We start from the raw sequence: 23,728 nt of genomic DNA, 5'->3' as shown, positions 1-23,728 counted from the left end.
TTTATACATAATGGTGTTGCTGTATCTTCCACCCCCGCCAAGAAGGCGGAGGTTGAATTCAGTGTGTATTGCTTAATATACGCCGTCTTCTCCGACCTTCTTAGCCAGCTTATTTGACAGCATGACAAGGACGAGACCAACCACGCCTTTGAACAGGCCGACAGTAGTACTGAAGCTCAATTGGCCATTCTTGAGACCGGCGGTGTATATATAAGTATCGAAGATTTCGCCAGCTTCGCGGTTCAGGGAGTTGATTAAGAGATACATGTGCTCAAATCCAAGGTCCAGCGTATGTCCGATTTTCAGAATCAGCAAGGTGATGATTACCGGGCGAATCGCCGGCAACGTGATATGCCAGGTTTTGCGCAATCTCCCTGCACCATCCATCTCCGCAGCCTCATATAATTGGGTATCTACTACAGTAATGGCTGCCAGATAGATAATGGTCGACCAGCCAAGCTCTTTCCAGATGATCTGTCCGATATACACGGTGCGCAGCCACTCTGGCGAAGTCAGGAAGCTAATCTTCTGTCCGCCCATCGCGGCAATCATCTCATTCAGTACCCCGCCGTCCACATTCATGAATACATAAGTAATGGAGACAATGATAACCCATGACAGGAAATGCGGGATATAAATGATGGTCTGAACCACACTCTTGAACATTTTGTTCCGGACCTCATTCAGCATCAGCGCCAGAATAATCGGCAGCGGGAAAAAGATTACAATATTTAGCGCAAACAAGATGAGTGTATTGCGCAGCAGCATAAAGAAGGTTGGTTCCGTAAACAAACGGACGAAATGCTTGAACCCCACCCAAGGACTTCCCGTGATGCCCAGATACGGCTGATAATCCTGAAAGGCGATAATCATTCCGCCCATAGGCAGGTACTTAAAAATTACAAAATACAAAAATCCCGGCAGTATCATCAGATACAATAGCTTGTGTCTTTTTAAACTCAGCAGGCTGTGCGGGGTTCGCTTTCTCCTCACCGGCGCAGCGTTCAACTCCATGGTGACATTTGCCTCTTTCAATGTTCGGCCTCCTTGATCGCGTTTCTTTACGATTCCCAGATTACGGTCATTTGCTGATTACGTATATAATCATTAGTTACGAAGGAGGCTCGAACCGCGCTGTTATGCTGTTTTTTTAGCTTCTACCCCTTAATGGGATTACTATAATACATAAAGATCATGCCCTCTATCAACCCGTTTTTCTAACCTAAATAAAGCCATTGCTAATGATTATATACGGAATACAGCGCCCCTGATAAAGTTTCATTGAAACGATTACAAGGAGGAAAACCGTATGGCGCAATCATCATTCAAAAAAGAATCTCTGGGCAACCGGCTGTTTACCATAGTAAACACCACCCTGCTGTCACTCATTTCACTCATCTGTCTTTTACCCTTTATCAATGTATTTGCCAGTTCCTTTGCCTCAACACAGGAAGTAGTGGAGAAGAGATTCATTCTGTTCCCGACCACCTTCTCCCTGGACGCTTACCGCTATATCCTGTCAACATCCACGATCTTTAAAGGCCTGTCCGTATCCATTGGAGTCACTCTGGTAGGTACGGTGGTAAGTATGGTTCTTACAGCTCTGATGGCCTACGGATTATCCCGCAGATATTTATATGGAAGAAACCTCATCAATTTTGTTGTGGTGTTCTCCATGCTGTTCAGCGGCGGTATGATCCCTACCTTCCTCGTTGTTAAATATTTCGGACTCATTGATTCTTACTGGTCGCTGATTTTCCCCGTGGCCATCAATGCCTTTAACCTGATCATCATGCGCAACTTCTTTCAGGCGCTTCCGGACAGTCTCGAGGAGTCAGCCAAGATCGACGGCTCCAATGATTTTGGCGTATTCCTCAAAATCATGCTGCCGCTTGCGCTGCCTTCGATTGCGACCCTCTCCCTGTTCTACGGGGTGGCTTACTGGAACACATACACTACCGCCCTTCTATATATCACAGACTCTGTGAAATGGCCGATTCAGGTGCTGCTGCGCCAGATTGTTATCGTCTCCAGCGGGATGCAGGGAGAGAATACTTCAGTCGATGTCATTCCTCCTCCACAAACAATCAAGATGGCAGTTATCGTTGTTGCCACCGTCCCGATGCTGATTGCTTATCCGTTTGTGCAGAAGCACTTCACGAAAGGCGCACTGCTGGGCGCGGTAAAAGGCTGATTTGCTATAAGCTTCGCCTTCTCACAACCTGCAAGCAACGAAAACAGCCAGTCTCCGGCAACCCGGAGACTGGCTGTTTTCGTCTATTCCACCGCCTACTTGTCCTGTTTCATTGCGCGGTATGCACCGGGTGTCACATGCTCCTTCTTGCGGAAGGAGCGGATGAAGTTCTGCGGATTATGATATTGCAACCGCTCAGCAATCTCCTTAATGGTCATCTCGCTCTCCACCAGCCATTTCTTGGCCATTTCCAGCCGGTAGTTCATGACATATTCACTAAAGGTTACACCAAATTCCTTCTTGAAGATGCTGCTTAAATAGTTCGGACTGTAATGCAGACGTTCGCCGATAATCTCCAGCGACAGCTCCTGATCAAATTCGGCGCGCACAATGGCGGCAATCTGGTCGGAGAGGCTGCGGAATTGGCGGGTCGTCTTCTCCTTCATGCTGGTTACCATCGGCCGGATGACTTCATTCACCAGAATGCGTTCAATCTCCTCCGGATTGCGGATATCCAGCAGCCGGTGATACAAGGCATAATTGTCCTGAGTCAGCAGCACCTCTACGCCAATCAATTGTTCCAGCTGAATCAGATTATTCACGAACCGGATCAGGGTAACTTCGAAATTGAGCGGGTTCTTGCTATACTTCATCATTTCGCCAAGAAGCGGGTACAAGGATCGCGATACCAGCTCCTCATCCCCGAGCCGGATGGCGTCGAACAGCTGTGATTCCAGTTCTACCGGATAATGCAGCAGGACAGGACCTGAAATAACCGTTGCTATATCTTCATAAAAGATAATCGACTCTTTGCCCAGATTCAGACGATGGTGCAGCGCCTGCTTGCTCATTTCGCAGGCTTCCTTGCTGGAGGCCAAATCCTGATAGAGATTACTAATGCCGACACTGACTGACAGCTTCAGGATATCCCTGACTGTTTTGATAATTTTCTTCGCGTCCTCGAGCGCTTGCTTCCGGTGTTCCTGCTCATTCATTCCCTCATAGATCAGAATGGTTGCCTGCGTCCGGTCATTCAGCAAGATCGGAATCATTCTCCGCGCTTTCGGAATCAATTCCTCCACCATCTTGTTGACTGCGACAAGCAGCAGATCCTTGTCACTGGCCTGGCGTTCCCCGTAATTATCAAGCTGGATCAGCATCGTGGAATACACTGAATCCTCCGTGGGGGAATAACCGAAGCGGGACATATTGAGCTCCAGCTCTTCGGGGGTAATCCGGCTGCGGAACAGGTTCAGCATAAACTGCGTTTCCAGCTGCGGCAATTCTGACTCCAAAAGTCCCTCCAGACTTTCCTTCTCCGACAGAATCGTATCAATCGAATTGATAATCCAGTCGATCTCATTCTTGTCCTCCGGCTGGGTGCTGACCGCCAGCCTGCGCTGAATCTGGCGGATCGGCTTGGTGAAATGCACGGAGATTACATAGGCCACCACAACAATTAGCAGGGTGATCACCACTCCGAGGATGATTAAGCCGAAACGGGTCGTGGCCAGGGCATCGGAGATTTCCTGCTGGTCCAGAAGCGTGACATAAATCCAATTATTATAAGAAGATTTGGCATAAATGGCTTCAACCTTTTGATAATTGGCTTTCTCCAGGGCTACTGTCCCAGTCTGGCTTTCATTCTCGGCAATATTGGTGATGCGTTGCATTTGCCCGCTGGTCAACAGGTTCTTCCCGGTTGCCGATTCATACAGCAGCTCACCCTGCCGGTTCAGAATGAACACTGTGGTGTTGTCCTCCGTCTGCAGGATATTCCGCAGTGTCTGCAGCGAAATATCGGCTAGGCCAATCGCCTGCTTGTTCTGAGAGAATACAGGAAGCGTATTCACAAAACGGATTCCTTTATCCGTCTTGATCCAGAACAATCCCTTGTTCTGATTGTTGATATAACTTTCGTACAGGTTCTTCCGGTTTTCCTCTGTTAGAAGAGAAAGGCTTCCATCAGAAATTTTCCAGTCTTGCACCAGACTGATCAGCGAATATTTTACGCCGACATCCATCCCCATCGTAGCGATATAGTTGAGCTGGGAATTGATATCCCGGTACGCCTGAAAGTCCTCCTCTGTCATCGGATTGTTGACGACCTCGCTGAAGGAACTGGTCGTACTGTAAGTATTGAAGGCATACTCTATGGTTTTAATTTTCTGCTCCAGCGTATTTTTGATTTGGGTAATCAGGCTTTGCTTGCCGCTGGCAACACTATCAATAACCGAATGAATCGTCGTCAAATAAATATAGCTGCCGAAGCTGATGACGAGGCCGATGCCCAATACCAGAATCGGAATAAAAATCTTATAAAACATCCTGCCTTTTTTCATAGATAGGCTCCTTCAATAAGTAATCATTTTCAATTATAGCGTTTTCACGAATCGAAATCCAAGGATTTTTAACGTGTGCATAACACCCGCTGAACCTGCAAGCTTCTTTCCTGCCTAGACAGGAAAAGGAAAAATCCCGCCCAAAACAAAAAGGCTCACCGTAAGCCACCGGGAATCTTAATTTATCGAACTCATCTAATCCGAAAAAAATTATTAATCGGATTCACACATCCGGCTTCGCGAGCAGTTGAGAATTGGATCAGAACACTCAGCTCCTTGATGCGCGGCGTTGTGCGTTTGAATCCGAAATCTCCATAGGCCCTCGGGCAGAGTTTCTTTGGAAACCCTGCGGGAGGGCGGACAGCTGCGCTTACTCTGCTGGTGACCAACTGCCCTCCCCGCCACCATTATCCTCGTAACGGACTCCAGAGAAGCTATTTGCTGAAATCGGGCTAATGGCAGAGTCTTGCGGACCCCAGCGACCTATGGTGCTTATTTTACTGCGCGGCAGCTGTATTTTTGCTGAAATAATGTCTCTGCGGTCCGCTTGTATTAATAGTTGGCGTTTTTCGGGACAATAGCGTCTCCTCAGTCCGTTACAACTTACAGCGCCCCCCAATGCAACGTTTCATCTTGAACTAATTTGCGAACTTTAGAAACTAGAAGCCTGAGTGCTTAGAACCTCAGAGTCTTAGAACCTCAGTTCCTCAGTTCCTCAGTTCCTCAGTTCCTCAGTTCCTCAGTTCCTCAGTTCCTCAGTTCCTCAGTTCCTCAGTTCCTCAGTTCCTCAGTTCCTCAGTTCCTCAGTTCCTCAGCTCATCAGTTCCTCAGCTCCTCAGCAGACCCTTACAATCTCAGAGCCAATCCTCCGTAAGCAGCTTTCTCAACGTTTCCACCTGGTCCCGGCCAATTTTGGCGGCGATCTCCGCCTCGATGCTCTGCTTGATCTCCAGCATGCTCCGGCAGACTGCAATACCTTTGGGAGTGAGTACGATATGCTTGTCACGGGAGTTCCCTTCTACCACGGCGGTTTCCACATATCCTTCAGCCAGCAGAACGTTAATCGTTTTTTGCGCACCCTGGCGGGAAATGCTGATCTGCCTGCTGATCTCCGAAATTGTGAGCATGCCATGCAGCTCCAGCTTCGCCAGAATATGTGTCTCAGTCTTGTTCAGCTGCTCACCGCTGGTTTCATTTACTTTTTCCCGCAGAGCATTATGCTTCTCGCTGACTAAATCTATCAAGTTCAAACCAAGGATATAGTCTTTCATAAAAAAGGCCCCCAATATAAAGATACAATTAAAATAAACAATCAGATTGCATTTTTGTCAACCGGGTTGACAGTATTTCCGCCCCCTGATATTATGAGTGAAGTTTGAAAAACTTAATGTTAAGGGAGTTTGAGCAATGGGCAGAAACAAGAAAGAAGCTTTAGTATTCACCTGTATGATGTGCGTGTTGATGGTCGTAGGAATGAGCTTTTACAACGTGATGTTAAACGCTGGCTTAACCCATACCTTATTCCGTGATGTTGCGATCGGTCTACTTCCTGCACTCGTCGTCGCCTTATTCTGTGATGTTGTCATCGTCAGTAAAGCGGCCAAAGGTCTGGCCTTTAGATTGGTTAAACCGGCCGATCCTATGATTAAAAAGGTGCTGTTCATTTCCTTCTTCATGGTCTGCGGTATGGTGCTCTGCATGTCCCTATATGGCACACTAGCACACTACGGATTCGGAGACAACTTCCTCCGTCACTATCTGTCCACTGCCGGACTGAACATCATTTGCGCCCTGCCGCTGCAGCTGATTGTTGTAGGGCCGCTGACCCGTTTCCTGTTCACCCGGATCTACCCGGTAAACAGTGCTGTGCAAAGCGCATAGGCTTTGCTTGATCGCCCGGCACCTTGGGTAATAATGGGTATATATTCAGAGCATTTCAAGAAAGGATGTTCGCCATGCTTAACAAAAAGGACGGTGTCTCTCTTGTTATTCTAGTCGTGGCGCTTGTGCTCATCCGTTTCCTTCAGGCCATGATTACCTATGCCGAGTCCCTCCTTCTGCGCAAGGAGTTAAAGGGCGAAAACGGCAAGCAAATTTAAATTTCTTATTCCTGCTTTCAGCAATAAAAACAGTCCCGATGCCTTTGATCTGCATCGGGACTGTTTAACGTATTACAAGTAATGTCTACTGTGCTGAATATACATTCAAAACTCAATAAGCCATTGTTGACGGGCTTCACCGGTTTGAGGAGCCTCTAACGTCAGCTTCGAGCCATACTCAGAGACAGCCAGCGCCAACTGATTATGGACAGAAAGGATGGATGCTGAGCCGTCCCCATTCTTATGGATGATCCATCGCTGATTATTGTAACCCAGATAAGCATAAAGCTGAATTGCATTGTGTTCTGTGTTCAGATCAAGGGCTTGACCCGAGGCCGTACGGATCGAGTAGGAATCAGCGTCATCTCCCGTCGGTACGAATACCCACTTCTGATCGGATATCTCATTTGCATCCTGGACCGTTACGGCTTCACCCTTCACCGGATTTGCTGTATAAATGGATTTCCGGAACGATTCGTTCACCAGGCTTGATGTTATCAAGTTCTCCGCTGCTGCCCCGTTCACATTTACATTCTGGTAGGAGACAGTTCCGCCGAATACATGAAGTCCAAAATGGCCTGCTGCAAAGGTTCCGTCCTTCAGATCCATTATTTTCTGCCCGCCCAGATACACCACAATATGAGGTCCGTCCGCTTGTATCTTTAAACTATACGTCCGGTCCGGCAGAATGAAGGCTGGAACTTTCGCCAGAACCTGCCGTTCTTCAAAACGTCCATCCATTTTGTAAAACAAACGGATTGCCTTCATATTAGGATCCAGATTCAAGTAATAGCCGCTGCGTCCGTCCGGACTTGCACGGAACAGAAGGGAACCTGCACCTCCGGACTTTCCAAGTTTCATCTCGGCTTCATACGAGAAGTTTCCCGCCTTCTCCTCAGCAACATAATTTGCGTCGCTGGAGTGACTTCCGCGAATTCCGTCCCTGCTAACTAGCCAGGAAGCCATGGACACGTCTTGCGTCCAGCCGCTGAGGTTGGTATGAAATGTTCCGCCGAACACTTTCACACGAAAACTTGCGGATGCCTTTCCATTCGGTGTAGATACCGTAATGATGGACTCGCCCGCTTTTTTCGCCTCAAGGGTTGCACGGGAATTGCCTGCCGCCTTTATGATTACGGCATCTTCATTGCTGGACTTCCACTTCAGCGGCTGGGCGCCGTTGCCGGGTCCGTTTTCTACGATCACCTGCACTGTTTCACTTTGCCCAACCCCCAGTTCACGGTCACTGGTATCCAACACAATCCGGGTTGCCGAACCCGACTCAGGATTCCATACCGATCCAAGCTTATAGACTTTCAGAGAAACAACCTTCACATTGCCGCCCTTGCTATAGAAACTCATTGCCCTGCTGGCCGGGTCCGGAAAAATGACCTCGGAGAACACGGACTTCCCTTCATTTACAAAAACCTCAACCGAAGATTCATCCACCAGAATCCGCAGCTTGATTTGGCCGTTCTCTGTCGGCATTTTCGTTTCATGTCTCGTACTGAACAGGCTGGAGAAATCTGTTTCCCCGGAAAGAGAGCGGTCCACAAACATTGTGCTCCCGCCCGGCTTATAACCTACAACTGTCTTCTGATCGGCTCCCTCACGTACGTTGAAGCCGAACTCCGATACGCTGCTGCCGGCGGGAATCTCCAGGGTAGCTTCAATTTCATAGGCACCTGGGGTCATGCCTTTCAGCAGATTAGGAGAAGAAGGACTGACCACCTTGTTAGCTGCGGAATAAAGTTCACTGCGCAGGGATTCCAGCTCCTTCACCGGACTCTGGGCCAGACGAATTCCGTCTTGGGTGTTGATTAGGGTAACTTCTCTCGGGATCGTCAGCTCTCCCTTCCAGTTAGACGTGGGAAAGGCGAAGGGATAATCCCAGTTGGACATCCAAGCCAGCATCACTCTGCGGCCGTCTTGCATATCAGAGAAGGACATGGATGCATAAAACTCCTTGCCGGCGTCTGTCCTCAGCACGGTTCCAGCCGGGTTGTCGTTCACGAATTTACCTTCCTTAGTCAGGCTCCCTACAAAATATTCCGCATCTGAACCACCTGTTGCCGGGTTCGCTCCTGTACTAATCATTAGAACCCATTTCTTCTCTGTCGTTCCCTGTACAGTAAGTGGAAACAAGTCGGGGCATTCCCACACCCCGCCACGGACATAATCCCCATAACCCCAATTATCGGTCAACGTCCAGTCGAGCAAATTAGTTGATGTGAAAAAGCGGATATGATCACCGCCCGATACCACCATGACCCAGCGATTATTCTCCTCATCACGGATCACCTTGGGATCACGGAAATCCCATCCCCCGGGTTCTTCTCTGTTCTTTCCGGGGTTCTCAATGACAATTGGACGATCCTTGGCAGTTTCCCATGTCCGCCCCTGATCCTTGCTGTAGGCCAGACCTATACGCTGGTTGCCGTTAGAGGCATCCGGATTAAAGGAGGTGTAATAGGCAAGAAGGCCTTTGCCGCCTGAATCCGAGAACAAACCGGAAGCATTCTTCAAATCTGCCACAGCAGACCCGGACCAGACATGTCCGTACTTATTCCATGGAAGGGCAATCGGCAGGCGTTTCCAGTTCAGCATATCTTTGCTGACGGCATGAGCCCATGTGCCTCCATCCTGATGAAAGAGATGATATTCTCCTTCGAAATAGACAAGCCCGTTGGGATCACTAACGGCACCGCGGATCGGCGTATAATGATACTGGGGCCGGTATTTTTCATTATTGTAACTGCCAGCGTCCGTAACATAGGTGTCCTGAAAGTAAGCGGTTCCATGATTTACGACAAGTCCGGCATATCCGGTAGCGTAAGAACTGTCGTTAACATCTATTGCTGCCGGAGTATACCCATCCACGAAAATCTGAATCCGGTTCCCCTTCGCCTGCACTTCCACCGCATGTTTTGCCCCCGCTGGACTCGGATAAGTCTGCTTGGAACTGGCAATTACCGTGCCGTTTGCTTTTGTTAAAGTGACATGTACCTGATTTCCTTCTTTCGCAAGAGAGGCTTCATATCCCTTCGCACCGTCAGAAGAGGAACGGAAGGCCAGGCCTGCAACAGCAGCGGAACGAAATGAGATCACTCCTTCATACACCAGATCAGCAGCTTGCCTGCTATAGATCTGCTGTGCCTTGTTCTGATTTACAGAGGTCCCTTTTTTACCGCCGATATCCGGCTGCCACTGTCCCTGACTTGCCAGCACCGTATCCAGATTCCCCTTCAGATCGCTTACGTTAATATTTTGGAACAAGGCAGCTCCACCCGAGACGTGGAGTCCAAGCCGTCCGGAGAGATGTGCATTGTCCTGGATATCAATCACGGGCTTGTATTGATTCCCCCAATACACTTTCAGCAGGGGTCCTTCCGCTTTCACTTTAAGATGATAGATTTCACCTTGTACCAGGGAAACCTTACGTTCCTCATGCAATTTGCCTTCTCCACTGCTTCCGTCTTTTAAGCGGATAAGTCCGGCATCCGGTACGATTTGCAGCAGGTATGAATGCTGACCTTCCTCACTGGAACGGAAAAGCAGCGCAGCATCCGGCTGCCGGTCCTTGATCATTACATCAGCTTCATATATAAAATCATCTGCTGACGTTTCGGAAATCGCCAGCACTTTTTCTTCAGGATCAGATGTCAGCAAAAGCCCTTCGGACGTATCCTCCAGCTTGCCTTTTCCGGCTGTTCGCCAGCCCGTCAAATTTGTAGCTGCTTTGGTAACGGTTTCAGAAATAGAAAGCCCCTCCTTTATCAGTCTGCCGGACTTCTGCTCTGCCGGTGCGGCCCAGACTGTATCCTCATTAACGGCAACAATCCCTGTTGAAGTTATCATGACTCCCGCAGCCAACAGAATGGTTAGTGCAAATTTTGATTTCCGGTTCATCCTTTACCCTCTCTTCCTGTAAATGATATGTCGCCTTTAGTAAGAGCAAGGCCGGCCAATTACGCATCATAACTGGCCGGCCTTATCTTTTGCTGTATTATATAGAAGAAACTCGATTATTCCATGCTGTGAGTCCTAATGCCAAAGCGCCGCCTAACCCCGCCTGCTGGCCAAGGCCCGGAGAAACAATGTACTCCTCCATATGGTCCAGAATGGCACTTGAACTGACATATCCGTTCAGGTTCAGGAGCACAGCCTCCCGGATAAGCGGGTACAACTGAGGCTGCTGCATAACCCCGCCGCCCAAAATTATTTTTTGCGGAGAGAGCAGTAGAATAGCATCCGTTATGGACTGGGCGATGTAGAAGGCTTCCATCTTCCAGGCTCTATGATCCACCGGAAGCTCGTGGCCTTTCTTCCCCCATCTGGCTTCAATAGCAGGACCTGCCGCCATCCCTTCGAGGCAGTCCCCATGGTAAGGACAACTACCAACGAAATCATCTTCAGGATGGCGCCTCGTCAACAGATGCCCGCCCTCAGGATGTACAAGACCATGAACTAATTGGCCTTCCGAATACACGCCGATGCCAACGCCCGTGCCTACCGTAATGTACAAGCAGCTTGACAGGCCTTGAGCAGCCCCCCATTTTACCTCGCCATATACAGCTGCATTCACGTCAGTGTCGAAGCCGAACGGGACCGGAAAGGCTTGCTTTAAAGTCCCGAGCAGATCGTAATTCCCCCACCCCGGCTTAGGTGTTGTCGTAACGTAACCGTAGGTCGGGCTGTCTTGGCGGATGTCAATTGGACCAAATGATCCAATCCCCATCGCTTCTACCCCTTTGTCTTGAAAATACTCTATGACTCTGGGCAAGGTCTGATCCGGATGTTCGGTCGGAAAGCTGATCCGGTGTTCAAATCTCCCGTTTTCATCCCCGATCCCGCATACGAATTTCGTCCCGCCTGCTTCAATCGCTCCTATACGCATGTCACTTAACCCTCCCGGTTACTGGTTGCTGCCGTTTGCGGTAGATGAAGCCAGATTGTAGATATCCAGCGAAAGGAACAAGTCCTCTTCATTGTCGGCAAACGCAGCAAGACCGGCAGATTCAGGCTCAGGGAAAATGAGATCCGTAATGACCGCCTGGCCTCCGCCACTGAACACTTCAATGGAAGAGCGGTCCACATAAATATGCAGATCATAGGCTGTACCCGGTGCCGCAAGCTTCACTGAATGGCGTCCCGGGAAGAACTTGTGGAAATCATGCTTTCCGGAAGCTGTCCGGTCTACATACATTTCTTCCGTCTGCGCATCAATTCCGACCACAGTTTGCTGCTTTGCACCTGCCTTTACTTTAAAGCCGGCAGATGTCCCATGAGCGACCTCCGCCTCAATGACGTAAGCCTCAAGATGAAGCTTGGCACAGGCTGCATTAATTTCTTGAACAGAGACATTTTTCAGGGAAAGGACCGGGGTACGTGCGGCTTCCAGTTCTTTTGCAGGCTTCTGAATGAGCGTTGTTTGCCCGTTTCTTAATTCCAGATAAAGCTCCCGTGGAATCGTCATTGCTCCGCGGAACCCTTCCGCCGGCGTCTGGGGTGCATACATCCAGTTGCTCATCCAGCCGATAAACAGGCGTCTTCCGTCTTCCTCGGGAAGATCGGACCAGCTCACCCCGGCATAATTATCTCTGCCGTGATCCAGCCAGCGGATGCTCCGGGACTCTTCGTCAGGAGTAAATACCGCTCCGTCAAAGTCACCCGTGAAATACTGCGTTCTTGAGCCTTCCTCAAAAGCAGGATCTGCACCAATACTCACGAGCATTACCCATTTGGTATCCGATTTCTTTCCGTCAACGGCCAGCTGGAACAAATCCGGGCACTCCCACACACCGTCATGCGATCCGATGCCCTCACCGAATTCGCTGGCAAAGGTCCAGTTGATCAGATCAGGGGAATGATACAGACCTACCGTTTGACCACAGGCTACGATCATCACCCACCTGCTCTTCTCTTTGTTCCAGAACACCTTGGGATCACGGAAATCAATGAAGGTATCCTGTTCAAGCACCGGATTCCCTTCGTATTTGGTCCAGGTTCTGCCTTTATCCTTGCTATAGGCCAGACTTTGACGCTGAACGGCAGGTTGTCCTTCCGGCATGTCCAAGTGATGGGTAAAAATGGCCACCAGCCCTGGCTGATCCTTAAAAAATCCTGTCGTGTTATTCCAGTCAACAACGGCGCTTCCCGAGAAAATCATGCCCAGTTCATCCGGCACCAGCGCGATCGGCAGCTCTTCCCAGGTCACCAGATCCTTACTGACCGCATGGCCCCAATGCATGTCCCCCATGGTCATTCCGCCGGGATGATGCTGAAAGAACAAATGATATTCTCCCTCGAAATATACCAAGCCGTTTGGATCGTTCATCCACTTTTTTTTGGGTGAAAAATGATAGGCACCCCGGTAGTTTTGTTTTGTAATAGCTGACATTATGATTTCTCCTTTGCTCCTGGATAAGCTGAACTTTAGATTATCCAATTGGCGTAGTACGCGGACTGCGGGGAATGTTTGGACTTCCGGCCGCTGTTGTCTTCAGATTTCTTGATTATGACCGCTGTTCGCGGTTGAAATCCGAAGACTGCCTATGCTTTCGAAGCGAGCTTTCCTACGGAAAGCTTTCAGGCGGACGCTTACGCTCCTACAGTTCCAAACTTCCCCTCCGCCGCTTTCGCCTCTAGGTGTGCTTTAGTTCAGCTTATATATATTTTTTTATATATCTATTTTGCCGTCGCTCTGTCGTAGCCTGCCTGTTTAATTTCAAGCCATTCCTGCAGGCCAAGACGGTCCAGCTCCTTCAAATAATCATTCCACTGTGCATCGACTTTTCCGTTCTGGTACCATTCTGTACGCATTCTGAGTACATAGGCGAACAAGTCAGTTTCAATCGTCGTCAGGCGGTCAAGCTCATCAATCGAATGAAATACGCTCGGCATTACGTTCTCTGCTTTCATCTTTGGAGCCATGATATTCTTGATGATGTCCATGCGGCCTTTGGCATCATCCGGCATGGTCGTATATTTGCCATAGTAGGAATCAAGGATAGCCAGCGGCCCGCCGATACTTGTTTTCTCACGAAGCTCCACAGGAGCAGCACCTTCCAGCGGCAAATGCTTCAGCATTCCTTTGGCTTCATCAAATTCGAAGATGTTCTGCTGTGTGTCGTCCCCGTAGGTTCCCCAGTTGTTCTGTACGGATTGAACGGGATCATACAGCTGATCTACCCATTTTGCTGTCGTTTCCAGGTTTTTATTGGCGCTTGTCACAACCATCTTGCCGCGGCCTAGGCCGAGACCGTTGGTTCTGGTTACGTTGACTTCCCCATCCGGACCTGCGAGCGGCGGCATCACTTCATAAGCATCGTTTGCTCCGGAGATATTGGCTTTATCCCAAGAGAAGTAGAGGCCGTACTTCTGATCTTTGCCTTTGGCCAGGTAAGTACTCCAGTCTTGGGTATAGGCTTCGATATCAATGAGTTTTTCTTTATAAAGGTCATTGATAAAGGACACCGCCTTTTTATAGCCTTCTTCCTTGGCCGTAAAGATCACTTTGCCTTCATTGCTTACGACCGCATGGTCAGGATTCTCTCCCAATCCGAATGAACCGAAGAGGAATGCCAGATCTTCCGCACCCGGCTTGTTGATAAAGGATAAGGGGATTTCGTCTGCCTGACCGTTGCCGTTCGGATCTTGGGTCTTGAAGGCAATCAACACCTTTTTCAATTCTTCCGTGGTTGTCGGCATGTCGAGGCCCAGCTTCTTAAGCCATTCCACATTGATCCAAGGCATGCTGTCTACCGCCTGAATTCTTTCTTTTCCGTTCCCAAGCTCTTCAATCCAAGGAAAAGCATAAATTTTACCGTCAGGCGCTGTAATCATACTCTTGTATTCAGGGGCTTCTTCCAGCACTTTTTTTAAAATTGGGCATATTCTGCTCGATCAGATCATTCAGTGGCACGATAGCACCGTCTTTAGCAAGCTTCAGCAGCTCATAATCACTGTAGTCGGCATTGAAAATAGCATCGGGGAGATCACCGCTTGCGACAGCCAGATTTCTTTTTTCCACAAACACATCTCTGGTGAAGTTTTTCCAGTTGATATGCACATTCGTTTTTTCTTCCAGACGTTTATTAATCAGCTTTTCGTTCGGATCGGCCGGTGCCAGCGGGGAGCTTTGGGTAATGAAGTTCAAGGTGACTTTGCCGCTTGGATCCTGTTTTTCACCGGCAGCATTTCCTCCCCCGCCGCCGCATGCGGCAAGGAACATAAATGAAGCAAGTACAGACGCAGAAGCTGCTTTTGACAACACTTTTGATCTTTTTAATCTTTTCATAGGATATGACCTCCAAGTGAATAGGGATGAAAAAACTTATCTATGTGCAGCCGTGTCCTATTTGATGGAACCGACCATGACACCTTTTTCAAAGTACTTCTGGAAGAACGGATACATAATAATGAGCGGCAGGCTGGAGACAACGATCGCGGCATACTTGATGATTTCAGACAATCGTTTCATTTCCGCCATGGCCATCTGGTCAGCGATCATGCCGGGATCTACCTGATTCTGAATCAGGATGGAACGAAGCACGAGCTGCAGCGGGTGGAGCTTCGGATTATCCAGATAAATCATGGCATCAAAGTAGGAATTCCACTGGCCGACAAAGGCATACAGCGCAAGCACGAAGATGATCGGTTTAGAGAGCGGCAATACAATGCTGAAGAAAATCCTCATCTCTGAAGCCCCGTCCACATTGGATGCCTCCTTCAGTTCATTCGGCACGCCTTTGAAGAATGTTCTGGACAAAATAATATTCCATACATTGACCGCCCCGGGAATGATGACAGCCCAGACCGTATCCAGCAGCCCCAGATTCTTAACTAGCAGATAAGTCGGGACCAGTCCTCCTCCAAAGAACATCGTAAAGAGGAACACTGTCATAAAAAAACCTCTACCCTTCATCCGGTCATCCGATAAGGCATACCCCGCACAGATTGAGACCAGAACGGTAAGAATGGCAAAGGAAGAGGCGTAAAAAACAGCGTTTCCGAATCCTCGGATCATTGCCGAATTGGTAAGAATCATCTTGTAGCCATCCAATGACCAATCTGAAATTTTGAACGACAGCCCTTGGCTAAGCAGGATTGACGGATCCATGAAGGATGCAATCACCACATAAATGAGCGGAAGCACCACAATCAATACAGCAAGGGTCAAAAAGGTGGCGTTCAGCACAAGAATAAAGCGATCCAGCCGGGAATGTTTAATGAACATGACTTGTTGCTCCTTTCTATAAAAGACCTTCGCCCTCATTTAGTTTCTTTACTGTGAAGTTCACCGTAATGAGCAGGATGACGTTGATAATAGAGTTGAATAGTCCTACTGCGGCTGAGTATGCATAGTCACCGGACTGTAAACCAATTTTGTAAACGTACGTCGGAATAATCTCAGAGGTTGGCATGTTCGTTGCTGTTTGCATGAGATAAGCCTTTTCAAAACCAATCGACATGATGCCGCCCGCGGCAAGGATAAATACAATGGCCATAATCGGACGAATGGTCGGAAGGTCAATATGACGTATTCTTTGAAGAAGATTAGCACCGTCCAGATTGGCTGCGTTATGTAACTCAGGGTCTACATTGGCAAGAGCCGCAACGTAGATAATGGAGGCCCATCCCGCACCTGTCCATATATCCGAAAGAATATAGATCCAGCGGAAGTACTCCGGACGTGACATGAACATCACCGGTTCACCGGTAACCCAGCTAAAAAGCTGGTTGATAGGTCCTGTCGGGGACAGGAAGATAAACAACATACCGACCACGACAACTACGGATATGAAGTTAGGGGCATACAAGAATAACTGTATATTCTTTTTGACTCCTGCCCGGCGAACCTGATTGAGCATCAAGGCCAGCAGGATGGGAACAGGGAAGCTCAAGATTAGGCCGAAAAAACTTAATTTAAGCGTATTCATAAAAATCACTTCGAAGTTTGGGGAAGACAGGAATTTCTCGAAGTTGTAAAAACCTACCCACTCGCTCCCCATAATTCCCTTGATTGGGCTGAAATCCTTAAAGGCAATAATCGCACCATACATAGGACCGTATTTAAAAATAAGGGTCAGAACCAGTGCCGGTGCAAGCATTAAATAAAGGAAGTAATGTTTCTTCAAATATTCAAACAGGGACATCTTCCGCCCCGTCACCAGTTTTCTGTGATCCACTTCAATTGAGTTATGCAATGCCTTGACCTCCATTCTTATACAATGTTTTTCACTAGTGAAAGGCTTACATTTTGACGTTTATGCCCTTCTTCATTTACAATTTATCAAAGACTTCACCATGAGTCAATACATTTTGTAAAAATATATTTGTTCATTTGACAATAATTCCGCATCTAAAAGCCCTGAAAATATTGTCAAAATTGATAAACAAGAGGTTTTCCTTAGAAAAAAAGCATTTATTCAACTTAATATATTCATTTTAAACACTTTAGCAGAAATAATTACCAAACAAAACAATTGCATAATGTAAACTATATTGTGCATTTGTAAAATTAACGTTGCTATTTTGAGAAAACTATTATACATTTAAGGGAGTAAAGCGAAGCGTATGCGGCCGCTATTTGCAGAGTGAAAGAAAACAATAATATAGAGGTGAAATTACATATATGGCACGGGGAAAAGTAACGATACAGGATATCGCTGATGCTCTGGGGATCTCCAGAAACACGGCCTCCAAAGCCTTGAACGGAACGGAAGGATTGCCTGAAGAAACCAGAAACAAAGTTATCAAAAAGGCGATTGAGTTGAAATACAAGCAGTTTTCTTTAATGGAAACCGAAAGTGTCCTGCCAAAGAGCTCGAGAAACATTGCTTTATTAACGGAGAATTTGCCGAATACTTCGCATTTTGGATCGACTTTGATCAGCGGCCTGGAAAAGCGGATCAGCGCAGAAGGATATAATTTGTCCATTCACATCATCCGGGAGATTGAGCAGAAATCTCTGTCCCTCCCTAACAATTTCGATGTATCCAATGTGGACGGAATCATATGTATTGAGCTGTTTAACTTGGAATACAGTAACCTGATTACAAGCCTTGAGATTCCGACCATTTTCATCGACTGTTCCGCACATGTCTGCTACCCTGAATTCCGGGCGGACGTGTTGTTAATGGAGAACGAACACAGTACCTATCAGCTTACTAAAAAGTTGATTGAGGGCGGTTACAAAACCCTGGGGTTTATCGGGGATTATAATCATTGCCGGAGCTTTAATGAAAGATGGGTAGGTTTTAATCGTGCTCTGACCGAGGCTGGAATCCCGCTCGATCCCGGCCAGTGCGTTCTCGATGAGGATAATCTCTTTTTCTCCAGTCCCGGCTGGGCGGATGAAAGATTGAATGACATTGCCGAGCTCCCGTCCGCTTTTGTATGTGCGAACGATTACATCGCCGTAAGCTTTATGAAATCACTGAAGAATCTGAATCACTCCATTCCCGGTGATATTGTCGTCTGCGGTTTTGATAACGGCCCGGAATCAAAGATTATTGAGCCTCATCTTACCACCGTTCATATCTACAGTAATGAAATGGGCATTAAAGCAGCCGAAATACTGCTGTCACGCATCACCTATCCAGAGCAGCCTTATCAGGTCTCTCATATCTACACAAAACCAATCATTAGAGATTCCACCCCGAATATTAGCTGATTGTGAAACCTATAAACGCTTACATTCAACAAAAGCATCCCTTTCACGTGAGAGGATGCTTTTGTTCTGGAATTTTGGAACTGTAGGAGCGATAGCGACCACCTTTGTCTCCGGATTTCAACCGCAAATAGCGGTATAAATCAAGAAATCGGGAGACAACAGTGGCCGGAAGTCCAAACATTCACCGCAGTTGCGTTCTATGCCGGATCGGTAAGTCTAAAGTTCAACTTATATAGCTAAAGATTTATATAAATGGTGAAGCAGTTCACAATTACTAAAACCGTGTTCAACACTAACAGAGAGGTCTTAGATTTCCTTTCCCCCCTAAAAATAGATGCAACAATTTGAATACCCGGTATCAAAAAAAGGAATACCCGCTTAGGAATATAATTTGTGAAATCATCAGCCTTGAACTGGAATGATTTCACCTGTATTCCCATCTGGTCCGGTAATGAACGATACGCAATAAAATTAGACAGCAGAGTAATTGCAATCATTCCCGCTACAATGTAAAACACGGTGTCCCTCTTCATTTCTGCTTTTCATCCCCTTATTTTACTAATGCCAAATTATTATAAGTTTTCAAGAAAAATCTGTAATTAATATGTGTCACACACTGAATGCTACTAGCTGCACATGAGCTGCGGGCATTTGTCCCGCAATATTTCCCGGTTCCCTGATTTCCGTAATCGCTGAGCATGCTGGCTTCGCAGAGCTACCTAAGAGAGTATAATGGAAGGTAAACAAGCTTAAGGGATGAGGGAGAGTATTATGAGGATTATTTTCTGCCAGGATCCGCTGGATGCCAAGAGGGTGGATATGGATTATGAAACGGAGTGGCATGCAGCTCAAGCTGCCGGCTTCAAGACGGAGCTCGTTTCACTGGAGGCCTTGATGGAAGGCCAGGCAGCCCGGTCCATCCGGCAGATTACACCTGCGCTCTCTATGGAATCTGCAATTTACCGGGGCTGGATGATGAAGCCGCAGCATTATCAGCAGCTCTACGATGCACTCCAATCAAAGAATATTGAACTTATCAATGATTCTACCGCCTATGCTCACTGTCACTACTTGCCCTATTCCTATTCGATGATCGCATCGTTGACACCGCGCACCATCTGGCGCACAAGTCCAGGCAAGCCCGCCGACTGGAAGGAGCTGTTCGAACAAATTGCCGTATTCGGCGAATCTCCTTTAATCGTCAAGGACTATGTGAAGTCAAGAAAGCACGAATGGGTTGATGCCTGCTATATCCCGGATGCTTCAGACCACGGCAATGTACAGCGGGTGGTGTGGAACTTCATCGAAAGACAGGGGGCCGGACTGAGCGAAGGAATCGTTATCCGTGAATTCGTTCCTCTGGAGTACCTGCAATCACACGATAAGAGCGGCATGCCGCTTTCCAAGGAATACCGGATATTTTTTCTGGATCATCAAATCATAGCTTTTCTGAATTACTGGGATGATGTTACCTACGATGAGGATCAGCCGGATCTGACCCCATTTATGGAAATTGCCCGCACGATTACAAGCCGCTTCTTCACCATGGACATCGCCAAAACTGCAGAGGGAAGCTGGATTATTGTAGAGCTGGGAGACGGCGGAGTTTCAGGCCTGCCCGAGCAGATGGATGTCAGAGCGTTTTATGAGGGGTTACTTCAAGACTAATAATGACCGATCCGCCGCTGTTCTAGCTTTTTGCTGGACACTTATATACAAGGCACTATCCAAACAGACTCCCGTTTAGCCTTTACCATTTTGAAACTACTTTGCCGAAGGGTTGGGATATACTAGCCACAGATGAACTAAAGGAGATTATATCTTATGAACAAATCAGGCCTAAGCGCCCTTCTCTTATTATCGATTATTGCTGCAGGCTGCGGTGCACCCAAGACTCCCAGTGATTTACTCCGGGCCCCTTCGCAGGGCAGTGCCGATGGCACCATTACAAGTATTGTGAAGTCTTTTCTTCCGGCGAATGCCCACCTGACGGTGCCCATCAATTCCGAATCCGGCAGTGCCATTCAATTGCAGGATCTCGACAAGGATGGTCAGGATGAAATTCTGGCCTTCTATAAAACGGACAAAACGGATTATGAAATCAATACCCTCGTATTGTCCAAACCCGGCGCCGACTGGAAAAAGCTGACTACGATTACGGGAGTCGGCAGTGAGCTGGATTACGTACAGTTTATAGATGTTACCGCAGACGGAGCAGCGGATATGCTGCTCGGGTTCAGCGGCGGCGAAGGCTTGAGCAAGGAACTGTCCGTCTACAGTCTGAGTGGGGGTGAGCTGACCGAAAAGCTCAAGCAGCCTTATGACCAGCTGGTTGTCGGCAATCTGACCAATGAGGGTCAGACAGATATCGCCCTGATCCAAGGGACGTTCACCACGGACACCCAGCCGCAGTCCCACCTGCAGGTTATCCGGCTTCATGACGGCAAGCTGCATACCCTGTCTGACCAGACCATCGACGGGTATGTGTTTCAAGCCTTGTTTACAAAAGCGGCGCCATCCAAAAACGCCCTGTTCATTGATGCGGCGGTTGGTGCACATTCCTCCTACACTTCTCTGCTGACTTGGGAAAATGGCAAATTTATTGATATACTTGCAACAGAGGATTATCAGCGTGACGAATTGGCAGACAGCAGGGATATTGTGCTGGGGCCACTTGTTTCGGAAGCAAACGGTTTGCTGGGTGAGAACAATATGGCGATCAAGGATTACCCGCTGTATAGCTCAGATATTAACGGTGATGGCATTGTCGAGATCGGATTCCTTGTCCCTCCTGCGGGTACAGAGAGCTTTGCCCCGCTGGCCACTCCCTTCATCACCAAATATTATCAGTGGGACGGGCAATCGGGACTGAAGTTTGTGGAGGAGCATTTCGACAGATGGGGCTACAATTTCCACATTCCGCAATCCTGGACCGGTAAATACAAGCTTGTGGCCCCGGAGGAATCCCCTACGGCTTGGGAGCATATCCAGTTTAGCTACACCAATGCAGCGTCTGCTGAGCAGGCCCCGCTTCTGGAGCTGCGCCAGATCTCCAAAAAGGATTGGCAGACTGCCGAAGCGGCACTGCTGGCGAAGAACACAACCTATAAACTGCTGTATGAGCTGCAAAATACGGAGGATAGTACAGCGCCGACCGTGCTTGTTGCTGTTCTTCCATCCGCTGATGCAGCCGGCAAGCTGACCGGCTCCTCCCTTCAGGAGTATGAACAGCTAAAGCTGACGCTTGACGAAGTGCAGCAGCTGGCCGGCACGCCCCAGAAGCCCCAGCAATAGGTAGAACAAGGAGGGCACCCATGAAAGTGCTGGTACTGGAAGATGAGAAGCCCATACGCGATTTTCTGCTTGTCAATCTTAAGCGTGCGGGCTTCGAGGTTGTCGAGGCCTCCACAGGCGAAGAGGCTCTGGCTGCCGCCCGGGATCAGAAGGATTTTGATATTGCTATTCTGGACCTGATGCTTCCCGGTGTCAGCGGCTTCGAGGTGTGTGAACGCCTTCGGGGCATGTTCCCCCGGCTTGGCATTATTATGCTGACTGCCAAAAGCCAGGAAGTCGATAAGGTGATGGGGCTGGAAGCCGGTGCAGACGACTATGTGGTTAAGCCCTTCAGTCCGGTTGAGCTGGTTGCCCGGGTCCGGTCGCTTTACCGGCGGATGTATCCGGGAGAAGCGTCCGCACAAGAGAACCATATTGAGCTTCCTCCATTTACACTGATGCTGGATGAACGCAAATTACTGAAAGACAAGCTCGAGATTCCCCTGACGCCCACGGAATTCTCCATCGTCAAACTGCTTATGGAGCAGCCTAACAAAGCTATGAACCGTGACGATATTCTTACCTCCGTATGGGGGCAATATTTTATGGGAGAGCTTAAGATTGTAGATGTGAATATCAGCCGAATCCGCCAAAAAATCGGGCAGGGCCCTTCCGGACCACAATACCTCGAAACGGTCTGGGGATTCGGCTATCTATGGAGGGTCTAACATTGCTGAAGGGAATCAGGTCTAGGCTTATCGTCTATATCACCATTGTTCTGCTCCTGATCGTCCTGCTGCTGGAGGGGGTATTTATTGTAGCAGTCCATTACTACTACCTGGGCAGCGCGATGGAGACCCTGTCTTCCCGGGCCGTTACCTCCGCCACCTTTTTCAACAAGTATCTGGAGGGCTACTCGATCAATGAACGGGCCCGGTACATTCTGGAGAACCTTTCGACTGAAGAGAGCAGCAAGGTTGAAGTGCTCAGTCCGGCAGGTGATGTCATTATCAATTCATTCGGCTTCGCAAGCTCGGAGCATATTGAGACCCCTGACGTCAAAGATGCTTTGATCAGCGGCAAGGGGACCTATCAGAGTATTACCCCTCTCAACGGTGAACGGATAATGGCCGTTTCCATTCCTTTGAGGGAATCCGGGGAGAACATTGGGGTACTGCGCTACTCTGTTTCAGCAGAGCCCCTCTACGACGTTATTATCAACATTGTCCTGAATGCCGCCTGGGTCGGGCTGCTCGTCATTCTTTTTGGCTTTGTACTCAGCCTGATTATTGCTAAACGGATCGTTGGACCTATTCAGCAATTAACCTCTGTCGCCAAAGAGATGGCTACCGGAAACTTTGACGTAAGGGCGGAAAAACGGTATGACGATGAGGTCGGCACCTTGGCGGTCACACTGAATTACATGTCAGAGGAAATGGTCAAAAGCGAAAAAATCAAATATGATTTCATCTCTTCCGTCACGCATGAGCTGCGCACTCCCCTTACCTCGATCAAAGGCTGGGGTGAAACGCTGCTTGTGGGTGATTTGTCTGATAAAAAAGAGACCCTGCAGGGTCTTGAGGTAATGACCGGGGAAACGGATCGTCTGATCGGTCTGGTCGAGGATTTGCTGGATTTCTCCAAATTCCAGGCTGGGGAGATAAAAGTCTCGCTCCAGCCTTATGACCTCAGGGGTCTGCTTGAGGATCTGCTGCTGCAGTTCAGGTACCGGGGCCAGACCAAACAAATCCGGCTCTATGCCGATATTCCCGATCAGCCGCTGCCCGTGGATGGGGATTTCAACCGGTTAAAGCAGGTTTTTGTAAATCTGCTGGACAATGCTTTCAAATTCACTCCCGCCCAGGGGGAGGTCCGCCTCACGGCGGACTATAATGAAACCCTAATTATCATCACAGTCGCGGATAACGGGGAAGGCATCGAAGCTGACGACCTCACGAAGCTCGGGACCAAATTCTTCAAAGGCAGATCACGCCAGTCCGGAAGCGGACTGGGCCTTGCCATCTGCAAAGAAATTATCGAGCTGCATGGCGGCCGCCTGCGCATCGAGAGCGAATTCACCAAGGGAACCTCAGTCATCGTGGAGCTGCCGCGCTACCCGGTGGAGTGAGGTGCCCCTTTTATC

At 48.5% G+C, this 23,728-nt stretch carries 16 protein-coding genes and 1 pseudogene; 8 read left to right on the top strand and 9 right to left on the bottom strand.

Annotation, left to right across the window (positions count from 1 at the left end; genetic code table 11):
- Nucleotides 1–72: 72 nt before the first annotated feature.
- Nucleotides 73–1,014: an ABC transporter permease gene (locus NYE29_RS15325; protein WP_076113213.1), complete on the bottom strand. Its 942-nt coding sequence runs from the start codon at nucleotides 1,012–1,014 to the stop codon at nucleotides 73–75.
- A 295-nt stretch (nucleotides 1,015–1,309) separates the two neighbouring features.
- On the opposite strand from NYE29_RS15325, the gene NYE29_RS15320 reads away from it, so the two are divergent.
- A complete protein-coding gene (locus tag NYE29_RS15320; RefSeq protein WP_038596286.1) occupies nucleotides 1,310–2,194 on the top strand; it encodes a carbohydrate ABC transporter permease in 885 nt (294 codons plus the stop codon).
- A 95-nt stretch (nucleotides 2,195–2,289) separates the two neighbouring features.
- Here NYE29_RS15320 and NYE29_RS15315 read toward each other — a convergent pair whose 3' ends face one another.
- Nucleotides 2,290–4,536 carry an AraC family transcriptional regulator gene (locus NYE29_RS15315; protein WP_340896624.1) on the bottom strand — a complete coding sequence of 749 codons (2,247 nt, stop codon included), beginning with the start codon at nucleotides 4,534–4,536 and terminating at the stop codon, nucleotides 2,290–2,292.
- 854 nt (nucleotides 4,537–5,390) lie between these two features.
- The gene (locus NYE29_RS15310; protein WP_038596294.1) at nucleotides 5,391–5,807 is read right to left on the bottom strand and encodes a MarR family winged helix-turn-helix transcriptional regulator; all 417 of its coding nucleotides are present in this window, start codon (nucleotides 5,805–5,807) and stop codon (nucleotides 5,391–5,393) included.
- A gap of 136 nt (nucleotides 5,808–5,943) precedes the next feature.
- Between NYE29_RS15310 and NYE29_RS15305 the strand changes: the two genes are divergently transcribed.
- Together NYE29_RS15305 and NYE29_RS15300 are read left to right on the top strand one after the other, a co-directional pair.
- Nucleotides 5,944–6,417, top strand: coding sequence for a DUF2798 domain-containing protein (locus tag NYE29_RS15305; protein WP_340896622.1), 474 nt, complete (start codon nucleotides 5,944–5,946; stop codon nucleotides 6,415–6,417).
- 74 nt (nucleotides 6,418–6,491) lie between these two features.
- Nucleotides 6,492–6,635 (top strand): hypothetical protein, encoded by a 144-nt coding sequence (locus NYE29_RS15300; protein ID WP_340896620.1) that lies wholly within the window; start codon nucleotides 6,492–6,494, stop codon nucleotides 6,633–6,635.
- 105 nt (nucleotides 6,636–6,740) lie between these two features.
- On the opposite strand, the gene NYE29_RS15295 is transcribed toward NYE29_RS15300, so the two are convergent.
- The 6 genes and pseudogenes from NYE29_RS15295 to NYE29_RS15270 all read right to left on the bottom strand — a co-directional run bounded on the left by NYE29_RS15295 (nucleotide 6,741) and on the right by NYE29_RS15270 (nucleotide 16,792).
- A complete protein-coding gene (locus tag NYE29_RS15295) occupies nucleotides 6,741–10,544 on the bottom strand; it encodes a GH32 C-terminal domain-containing protein (protein ID WP_340896619.1) in 3,804 nt (1,267 codons plus the stop codon).
- A 97-nt stretch (nucleotides 10,545–10,641) separates the two neighbouring features.
- Nucleotides 10,642–11,532: an ROK family protein gene (locus NYE29_RS15290; RefSeq protein WP_038596298.1), complete on the bottom strand. Its 891-nt coding sequence runs from the start codon at nucleotides 11,530–11,532 to the stop codon at nucleotides 10,642–10,644.
- 18 nt (nucleotides 11,533–11,550) lie between these two features.
- Nucleotides 11,551–13,035, bottom strand: coding sequence for a glycoside hydrolase family 32 protein (locus NYE29_RS15285; RefSeq protein ID WP_340896616.1), 1,485 nt, complete (start codon nucleotides 13,033–13,035; stop codon nucleotides 11,551–11,553).
- A 287-nt stretch (nucleotides 13,036–13,322) separates the two neighbouring features.
- A pseudogene (locus tag NYE29_RS15280) lies at nucleotides 13,323–14,868 on the bottom strand (ABC transporter substrate-binding protein).
- A gap of 123 nt (nucleotides 14,869–14,991) precedes the next feature.
- Nucleotides 14,992–15,873, bottom strand: coding sequence for a carbohydrate ABC transporter permease (locus NYE29_RS15275; protein WP_340896615.1), 882 nt, complete (start codon nucleotides 15,871–15,873; stop codon nucleotides 14,992–14,994).
- Nucleotides 15,874–15,889: 16 nt separating this feature from the next.
- Nucleotides 15,890–16,792 carry an ABC transporter permease gene (locus NYE29_RS15270; RefSeq protein ID WP_340899726.1) on the bottom strand — a complete coding sequence of 301 codons (903 nt, stop codon included), beginning with the start codon at nucleotides 16,790–16,792 and terminating at the stop codon, nucleotides 15,890–15,892.
- A 479-nt stretch (nucleotides 16,793–17,271) separates the two neighbouring features.
- Here NYE29_RS15270 and NYE29_RS15265 point away from each other — a divergent pair, with 479 nt between their 5' ends.
- The 5 genes from NYE29_RS15265 to NYE29_RS15245 all read left to right on the top strand — a co-directional run bounded on the left by NYE29_RS15265 (nucleotide 17,272) and on the right by NYE29_RS15245 (nucleotide 23,713).
- Entirely contained in the window at nucleotides 17,272–18,312 is a 1,041-nt protein-coding gene (locus tag NYE29_RS15265) for a LacI family DNA-binding transcriptional regulator (RefSeq protein ID WP_076113196.1), read from the top strand.
- Between the two features lie 771 nt (nucleotides 18,313–19,083).
- Nucleotides 19,084–19,980: an ATP-grasp domain-containing protein gene (locus NYE29_RS15260; RefSeq protein ID WP_340896614.1), complete on the top strand. Its 897-nt coding sequence runs from the start codon at nucleotides 19,084–19,086 to the stop codon at nucleotides 19,978–19,980.
- A gap of 156 nt (nucleotides 19,981–20,136) precedes the next feature.
- Nucleotides 20,137–21,606 (top strand): VCBS repeat-containing protein, encoded by a 1,470-nt coding sequence (locus NYE29_RS15255; RefSeq protein ID WP_340896613.1) that lies wholly within the window; start codon nucleotides 20,137–20,139, stop codon nucleotides 21,604–21,606.
- Nucleotides 21,607–21,626: 20 nt separating this feature from the next.
- Entirely contained in the window at nucleotides 21,627–22,313 is a 687-nt protein-coding gene (locus NYE29_RS15250) for a response regulator transcription factor (protein WP_076113200.1), read from the top strand.
- Nucleotides 22,314–22,315: 2 nt separating this feature from the next.
- Nucleotides 22,316–23,713: an ATP-binding protein gene (locus tag NYE29_RS15245; protein WP_340896611.1), complete on the top strand. Its 1,398-nt coding sequence runs from the start codon at nucleotides 22,316–22,318 to the stop codon at nucleotides 23,711–23,713.
- Nucleotides 23,714–23,728: the final 15 nt, after the last annotated feature.

This window comes from Paenibacillus sp. FSL M7-1046, from assembly GCF_038007405.1.
Classification (GTDB): Bacteria; Bacillota; Bacilli; order Paenibacillales; family Paenibacillaceae; genus Paenibacillus_AQ.
The sequence above is the reverse complement of the archived record's forward strand: the minus strand, read 5'-3'. Positions and strand labels throughout refer to the sequence as shown.